At 74.6% G+C, this 7,448-nt stretch carries 6 protein-coding genes; 2 read left to right on the top strand and 4 right to left on the bottom strand.

The window, feature by feature from the left end; translation table 11 throughout:
* Positions 1-427: 427 nt before the first annotated feature.
* Together H5J33_RS17360 and H5J33_RS17355 are read right to left on the bottom strand one after the other, a co-directional pair.
* Positions 428-841 carry a Zn-ribbon domain-containing OB-fold protein gene (locus tag H5J33_RS17360; protein WP_030779863.1) on the bottom strand — a complete coding sequence of 138 codons (414 nt, stop codon included), beginning with the start codon at positions 839-841 and terminating at the stop codon, positions 428-430.
* A 170-nt stretch (positions 842-1,011) separates the two neighbouring features.
* Positions 1,012-1,746, bottom strand: a complete 735-nt coding sequence (locus H5J33_RS17355; RefSeq protein ID WP_181795832.1) for a TetR family transcriptional regulator — start codon at positions 1,744-1,746, stop codon at positions 1,012-1,014.
* A gap of 176 nt (positions 1,747-1,922) precedes the next feature.
* On the opposite strand from H5J33_RS17355, the gene H5J33_RS17350 reads away from it, so the two are divergent.
* On the top strand, positions 1,923-2,771 hold the full coding sequence (locus H5J33_RS17350) for a hypothetical protein (protein ID WP_181795831.1): 849 nt from the start codon (positions 1,923-1,925) through the stop codon (positions 2,769-2,771).
* Here H5J33_RS17350 and H5J33_RS17345 read toward each other — a convergent pair.
* Entirely contained in the window at positions 2,716-5,175 is a 2,460-nt protein-coding gene (locus tag H5J33_RS17345; RefSeq protein ID WP_181795833.1) for a polysaccharide lyase 8 family protein, read from the bottom strand. The two genes, H5J33_RS17350 and H5J33_RS17345, sit on opposite strands and share 56 nt — an antisense overlap.
* 180 nt (positions 5,176-5,355) lie before the next feature.
* Here H5J33_RS17345 and H5J33_RS17340 point away from each other — a divergent pair, with 180 nt between their 5' ends.
* Positions 5,356-5,901 (top strand): flavin reductase family protein, encoded by a 546-nt coding sequence (locus tag H5J33_RS17340; RefSeq protein ID WP_181795830.1) that lies wholly within the window; start codon positions 5,356-5,358, stop codon positions 5,899-5,901.
* Between the two features lie 14 nt (positions 5,902-5,915).
* Here H5J33_RS17340 and H5J33_RS17335 read toward each other — a convergent pair.
* Positions 5,916-7,448 (bottom strand): SpoIIE family protein phosphatase (locus tag H5J33_RS17335; RefSeq protein WP_181795829.1); only part of this gene is annotated, 1,533 nt, incomplete at its 5' end.

Genomic DNA, 7,448 nt, shown 5'->3' with positions numbered 1-7,448 from the left:
CGGCGTGCCATCCTGGGGCGCCAACGCCCCGTCGATGCCACTTGGTTGGGAGTCGGCGAGCGCCACCCCCGGGGATGCCCCGGCCACCGCGAGCAACGCGGCGGCCACCACCCCAATGTGCCGGGCACGGACCACAGTTCCTCCTTGAACCCCGACCTCGGACGTCCGGGCGGCCCCGGACGTCCCTTCGCCCCCGGAGGATGGAAGGCGGAGGCTGTGGGTTGCCTGTGCGCGGCGGGTGATGGATCACATCGCGGGCCCGCACAACCGGGGCCCGAGCCGGCGTGCCCGGCGGCCGGCGCGCGCGACGAGGTGCCCGCGCTCGCCGTCGGACCCGCCGCCGGGCAGGCGTTCACGTCCGGTGGTCCCGTGGGGGTACGAGAGGAGGTCCCGTCGCCGTGGAGCCGCCGAGGCGGCCGTACGACGGTCAGGTCCAGGCCCGGTACGGCTCGTCCACCAGCTGGAAGACCGGTTCCCCGCGCACCGGGTCCTTGGCGGTGGACAGCCGGACCCGGTCGCCGCTGTGGATGCCGACCGGCGGGCCCATCACCCGGCCGCGGACGACGAACCCCTCGGCCATCTCCACCAGCGACACATTGCGCGCCGCGGGGGTGTTGCGGTGCACGACGGTGGAGTGGCGGACCGTGCCGACCCCCTCGCTGCGCTCGGTGCGCAGCTCGCTGCCCTGGCACACCGGACACAGCAGCCGGTGGTACATCGCGGTGCCGCACCAGGTGCAGCGCTGGAAGAGGAGGGCGTCCCGGGAGTCGGCGGCGGGGTCGAGAACACCCGTCGCGGAACCGGCCGCCGGTCCCGAGGTGCTTGCTGAGTGGTGGTACACGCTGGTCACTCCCTGCGCTCGGCCGGAAACCCGCGTGCCCGGGGGCGGACCGGGCACACGTGAGCACGGCTGGCGTGCCACCGTGCACGCCGTCAGAGTATGGCACTCAGTGTCACTCGTAAAGGCACTGCGTACCCCCAAATTCAGCCGAACCGCACACCGGGGACGGGTCAGGGGCGGTCGAGGACCGTCTCCAGCTCCTGTATCACCCGCCACAGCGGGGCGTCCCGGCGGGAGACCAGCACCACCACGTCCTCGCCCGTCCCGGCCCCGGCGCCCGCCGGGCCGCCGTGGACGACCGGGTCGTCCGCCGTACGCGCGTACGTCGTCTGCACATACGCCAGCGCGTGGTCCACGGCCGCGTTCGCGTCGCCCACGCCGTCCGACCGCAGCCAGGAGCGCAGGGCGTTGTTGTGCGCGGCGACCACCGCCGCCGCGATCACGTCGGCGCGCAGCGTCCCGTCGGGCCGCCCCGCGAACCGCCCGCGCAGGTACTCGGCGAGCGCCCGCTCGTAGCGCCACACGACCGACAACTCGTAGGCGCGCAGCCCCGGTACCCGGCGGGTGAGGCGGTAGCGCTGCACCGAGAAGGCCGGGTTCTCGGCGTACATCCGCAGCACCAGCCGGGCCGCGTCGCACACCCGCCGCACCGGCTCGTGCTCCGGGCCGCTCGCCGCGAGGAAGGCGGTCATGTCGGCCAGGCAGCCCTCGTGGTCGGGGAAGACCACGTCCTCCTTGGAGGGGAAGTAACGGAAGAACGAACGCCGGCCGACCCCGGCCAGGGCCACGATGTCGTCCACGGTGGTCTGTTCGAATCCGCGCTCGAGGAAGAGCCGGAAGGCCGCCGCCACCAGGGCGTCCCGGATCGGCGGCTTCGCGGCCGGCACCGCGCTGCTGGAGCTCATGGACGGGAACGTAGCACCCGGACGGCTTTCCTGGCACTGAGTGCAGTGGTTGTGCCCCCAGAGGGTACTGAGTATCGCGCCTCCGGCACCGAGGGGCGGACGAAGGAGGCCGCACCTTGCGGCGTAACCTTTCTTCACCGCTCGCCGGCACCCGCCCCCACCCCAGGAGACCTCGCATGCCCGCCGCACGTCCCCGTCTGCTGTACGTCACCGATCTGGCGTACCAGGCCCGCGGGCGCCGCTACCACGACGAGGACATCCACCTGACCTCACGGCTGCGCGCCCACTTCGACCTGGCGCTGTGTCATCCGCTGGACGCGGCGGCCCTGATGGACGGCTTCGACGCCGTCGTGGTCCGCAACAGCGGGCCCGTCCTCGGCTACCAGCGGGCGTACGACGCCTTCCGCGCCCGGGCGCTCGCCGCCGGCACCCGTGTCTACAACCCGCTCACCGGGAAGGCGGACATGGCCGGCAAGCAGTACCTGCTCGACCTGACCGCCGCCGGGTTCCCCGTGATCCCGACCGTCGACCGCGCCGCGGACCTGCCCGCGCTGCCGGCCGCCGAACGGTACGTGGTCAAGCCGAAGCTGGGCGCCGACTCCCTCGGCCTGAGGATCGTGTCCGCCGCGGAACTCGGCGCGCTCGCCACCGGTGACGTCCTGATCCAGCCCCGCGTCGACTTCGCCTACGAGGTGTCCTTCTACTTCGTGGACGACGACTTCCAGTACGCCCTGTACGCGCCCGATCCCGAGCGCCGCTGGGAACTCGAGCCGTATCCGGCCACCGCCGCCGACCTGGAGTTCGCGCGCCGGTTCATCGACTGGAACGCCCTCGGCTGCGGCATCCAGCGCGTCGACGCCTGCCGCGCGCCCGACGGCGGTCTGCTGCTGGTCGAACTGGAGGACCTCAACCCCTACTTGTCCCTGGACGCGCTCCCGGAGCGGGACCGGGACGGCTTCGTCGCCGCGTTCACGGCGTCCCTGAGCCGGTTCGCGCGCGCAGAGGCCGGCCCAGCCCGACCGTGACCCGCTGCCCGGCCCCCGCCGTGCCGGACAGATCCCCGAACGTCAGCGTCAGCTCGGCCCCGGTGGCCGAGGAGACGAGGGTGGCCGGCGCGGACGTCACCGCCGTGACCGCCCGCCGCCAGGTCACCGTCAGGCCGGTGCGCATGCGCATCGGGTCGCTCACCACGATCACCGCCGTGCCGTCGGCCTTCTCGCGGACCACCACGCAGCACGGATCGCTCGCGGTGAGCGCGCCGGCCGTGCCGCCGAACCAGAAGTTCACCCCGGTGAACCCGGCCGACGGCACCGAGACACCCTGCAGGCGGTCGGAGTTGGCGAGCACGCCCAGCCACCCGGAGTCCGCCGCCCGCGCCCGGGTGGCCTGCGCCGTCGCGCCCGGCAGCAGCACATAGGCGTACGCGGCGTCCACCGGGTCGGTGCCGTGGTCGAGGTACAGCGTCTGATAGGTGCGGGTCAGGACGGCCGTCGAGCCGCCCTTGTCGATCAGGCTCCAGCTGCCGTCGCGGGCCTCGCGCAGCGCCCGTACCGTCGCCCCGCCCGGGAACACATAACCGCCGTGCCCGCCGAGGTGCGCCCACCCCGCCCCGGTCAGCGTCCGGGACCACGGGGCGCCGCCGGGGACCACCGTGCCGTCAGCCGTGAACGGGGCGTCGCCCGCGGCACCGAGGTTGCGGTTGTCCACCGTCGTCTCCACGGCGGTGCCGTCGGCGCAGGTGATGCCCGCGCCGAGGCACACCACCGCGTCGTCCAGGAAGAACCACGACTTCTTGGCCCGCAGCGACGACTGGAAACCCTTCAGGTACTGGCCGGCCGCCGCCCACTGCCCGTCGGTCGCCCCGCCCACCCAGTGCACGTCCGGCCTGACCGCGCCCCAGTCGCCGCCCGCCCCGTCCGCCAGCACCTTCCGGGAGACCGTCGTACCCGGCAGCCGGTAGGGGTCGACGGTCGGCCAGAAGGCGTCGCCGTACTGGTCGCCCCCGAACGTGGCGCCCCACCAGTACAGCATCCCGGCACCCGTGTGCCAGCCGCGCAGGTTCTCGCCGTCGCCCGTCTCGTAGTGGCTGATCCTGCGGTCGGCCATGCTCAGCGACGCCGCCCAGCCGGGCCGGCGGTGCGTGGCCCGGGCCATGCACGGAAACAGCCGGTGCCCGGTCGGCTCGGGCACCGCCGGCACCGACGCGTCGTCCCGGACGCCCTTCAGCCGGGCCAGGTGCGGCACGCTCAGCGTCGGGTCGGCGAGCGGCGGGCTGGAGCGGTCGCGCTCCATCCAGCCCTTCACCAGACCCCGCCAGCGGGCGTTCTCGGCCGGACCCGCGCCCTGCCCGAGCAGCACGATCGAGGCGAGCACCGCGTGCCCGCGTGTGTGGTCGTCCTGTCCCAGACGGGCGTCGGCCGCGCGCCCCCGGCTGATCGCCCGGCCCGAGACGCCGTCCATGACCAGCCCGTTGTACACGAACGGCGCCCAGGCCCCTTCCACCGCGTCGAACACGTGCTGCCGGCCGGGATCCGTCACCTCCCAGCCGGAGCCGGCCAGCAGCGCGAACAGCAGGCCCAGCCCGCCCAGCAGCACCGCGCCGTAGGAGCCGGTGTACGGCACCGACCGGTGCTGGATGAAGGAGCCGTCGGCGTAGAGGCCGTCGCCGGAGGTGACGTACCGGAAGACGGGGGAGAGGGCGTCCCGGGCGAGGGCCACCTTGCCGGCGTCCGCCCCGACCACCCCGCGCAGCGCCAGCACCCGGCACAGGTCCACCCGGTTGGCGCCGGTGCTGTTCCCGGTGTAGCCGGCCACGACCGAGTCGGGCACGAAGTGGTCCACCGCGGCGAGGAAGCCGGCCCGCCGCGTGGCCGGCAGCGCGTCGTACAGCAGCACGCACAGGTCCAGCAGCGCCTGCGGGATGCCGATCTGCCAGTTGTACCAGTTGCCGTACGGGGCCTGGCCGGCGTGGTAGACGTCGTCGTGGAGGTGGCCGAGCCCGGTGAGGAGCGCGTCGCGCACCCGCGGGGCGCCGGTCAGGCCGGTGCCCGGCTGGCAGTAGGCCTGCGCGAGCGTGCTCAGCCGGGCGTAACTGCTGTTCAGGCGGGAGGAGCAGGCGTACGACACCTCGTCCTGGTCCGGCTCCGGGTCCGCGTACACCAGGTCGGGCCACAGGGAGCCGGCGGCCGGGGCCATGGTGGCGAGGTACCGGCCTGCCGTGCCGCCCAGGTCGGCGAGCCGGGACCGGAAGGGTTCGGCGGCCGGATCGAAGCCCTCGCCGAGGATCAGGGTGCGCCACCTCGCCCTGAGCGCCGGGAACTCGTCCGGCGTGGTCAACGCCCAGGTGGTGCCGAGGCCCAGCACGGCGGCGGTGCCCGAACCGGCGGCCAGGAAGGCACGGCGTGACCAGGGACGCGACCAGCGAGACATCATGATGGCGCTTCTAGCACGAGGGCGGTGGGAACCGGGGACGACACGCGTTGCCCGCTTCGCCCGCGCGCCGGCTCCGGCGACGATTCGGGAGCGGTACGCGGGGCACACCGCCAGCAGGAACCACACCCCACCGGCCGAGCGGGCCGGACCGGGCGGCGACGGACGGGAGCGGAGCACATGGGCGACGAGAGCGGCACCGAGTACGCGGACGGCGCGCCGGCCGGCGGTGGGCGGGTGGCGGACGCGGGGGACCTCGACGGCTTCTTCGACCGGACGGACCCCGACATGTGCGTGGTCACCGCCGTCGCGGGCGGCGAGCGCGCCGGGTGCCTGGTGGGCTTCGCCTCGCAGTGCTCCATCCGGCCGCCCCGGTTCGTCGTGTGGCTGTCCAAGGCCAACCACACCTACCGCGTCGCCCGCGCCGCGCGGCACCTCGCCGTCCACCTGCTCACCCGCGACCAGCGGGACCTCGCCGAACGCTTCGGCGGCCGGACCGGCGACGAGGAGGACAAGTTCGCGGGGCTCGCCTGGCGGGAGGGGCCCGCCGGCGCCGTCGTACTGGACGCGGTGGCGGCCTGGTTCGTCGGCACCGTGGTGCACCGCGTCGACGGCGGCGACCACGTCGGCCATGTGCTCGACCCCGTCCGGTGGGGCGAGGGACGGCCGGGACCGCTGCTGCGGCTCTCCGACGCCGCCGGCATCGAGGCGGGCCACCCCGCCTGAGCCGACGACAGGGCCTAGGCGTCCGGATCCGCGGGCGTCACCGCGTCCTGCACCTCCTCCAGCGGCATCCGGATGTCCAGCACGCACACGTCGTCCCGCCGTTCGTCCACGAGCATCGCCGCCAGCAGCGCGTCCAGCGAGCCGGACTCGCCGCAGCCGTCCGCCCGCACCGCCTCGGCCAGCCGGGCGAAGCCCGCGTCGAGGCCCTCGCCGGGGCGCTCGACCAGCCCGTCGGTGTACAGCAGCAGCCGGTCACCGGGTTCCAGCGCCAGTTCCAGCGACGCGTAGACGGGCGCGGCCGTCGCGCCGAGCAGTATGCCGCCGGGACGGTCCAGGAAGCGCACCTCGCCCCGGCGCACCAGCAGCGGCGGTGGGTGCCCGGCCTGGGCCCAGGCCAGCAGGCGCCGGCCGGGGTCGTAGCGGGCCAGCATCATGGTGGCGGTGATCTGGCCGTCACGGGAGTGCAGCAGCAGCTGGTTGAGCCGTGCCAGCGCCCCGGTGAGCGAGGAGCCGGTGCTGACCATGCCCTTCGCGGTGAACCGGAGCTGGGCCATGGTGGCGACGGCGTCGATGCCGTGGCCCGCCACGTCGCCGACCACGAACAGCGCGTCGCAGCCGGGCAGTTCGATGGCGCTGAACCAGTCGCCGCCGACGTGGATGCCGGCCTGCGCGGGCAGATAGGCGACCTCGACGCGCAGCCCGGCCAGCCGCACCGGCTTGCTGGGCAGCGGCAGCAGGGCGTGCTGGAGCCGGGCCGCCAGGGCGCGCTCGGCCTGCAGGGTGCCGCGCTGGAGCAGCATCTCGCGCTCGCTCTCCACCAGCGCGAGCTCGGCGCTGCGCTGCGCGGTCAGGTCCTGGACGAAGCCGTGCACCTCGGCCGGGGTGCCGTCGGGCGCCGTGACCGCCTCCGCGACCATCCGCAGGTGCCGCACGCCCGCGGCCGTCTCGGTCCGGAACGGCACGTCGAGGGGGTGCCCGTGCGAGACGAGACCGGCGATCGCCCGGGCCAGCGGCCGGGCGTCCTCCGGCCGGGCCAGGTCGGGCAGCCGCTCCAGCGGCAGCGGCGGCTGGTCGGCGCGCCGCCCGAGCACCGTGTAGGTCTGCGCGGACCAGGCGATCTCGCCGGTGAGCAGGTTCCAGTTCGCCCAGCCGAGGTTGCCCAGCCGCTGTACGTCGGCCAGCCGCTGCTCCTGCCGGTCCTCGGGGTCGTACCGCAGCCAGGTCAGCACCAGGCCCTCGCCGAGCGGCGCCGCCCGCACCGTGTAGGTGGCGGTCGCCGGCGCCGGGATGCCCGCCTCCTGGTAGGCGAACGGCTCGCTCTCGTACGGCACCCCGGTCTCCAGCGCCCGCAGACAGCCCCGCCACAGGGGAGCGCCCGCGACCGCCGGGTAGTTCTCCAACAGGTGCCTGCCGACCAGGTCCCGGCCGGTTTGGCCGAACACGTCGGTCGCCTCCGGGGTGGCCGCGGCGATGCGGAAGTCCGTCACCTCGCCGGAGGCGGTGCGCAGCGGGGTCAGCAGCACCGCCTGGCCCGGCAGCGCGTCGAA

The sequence above is a fragment of the Streptomyces sp. WELS2 genome (assembly GCF_013870595.1).
GTDB lineage: Bacteria > Actinomycetota > Actinomycetes > Streptomycetales > Streptomycetaceae > Streptomyces.
The sequence above is the reverse complement of the archived record's forward strand: the minus strand, read 5'-3'. Positions and strand labels throughout refer to the sequence as shown.

Coding starts and splice junctions, on each gene's coding strand:
- H5J33_RS17355 (WP_181795832.1), bottom strand. CDS start 1,746: ATGAGCTCCAGCAGCGCGGTGCCGGCCGCGAAGCCGCCGATCCGGGAC.
- H5J33_RS17350 (WP_181795831.1), top strand. CDS start 1,923: ATGCCCGCCGCACGTCCCCGTCTGCTGTACGTCACCGATCTGGCGTAC.
- H5J33_RS17345 (WP_181795833.1), bottom strand. CDS start 5,175: ATGTCTCGCTGGTCGCGTCCCTGGTCACGCCGTGCCTTCCTGGCCGCC.
- H5J33_RS17340 (WP_181795830.1), top strand. CDS start 5,356: ATGGGCGACGAGAGCGGCACCGAGTACGCGGACGGCGCGCCGGCCGGC.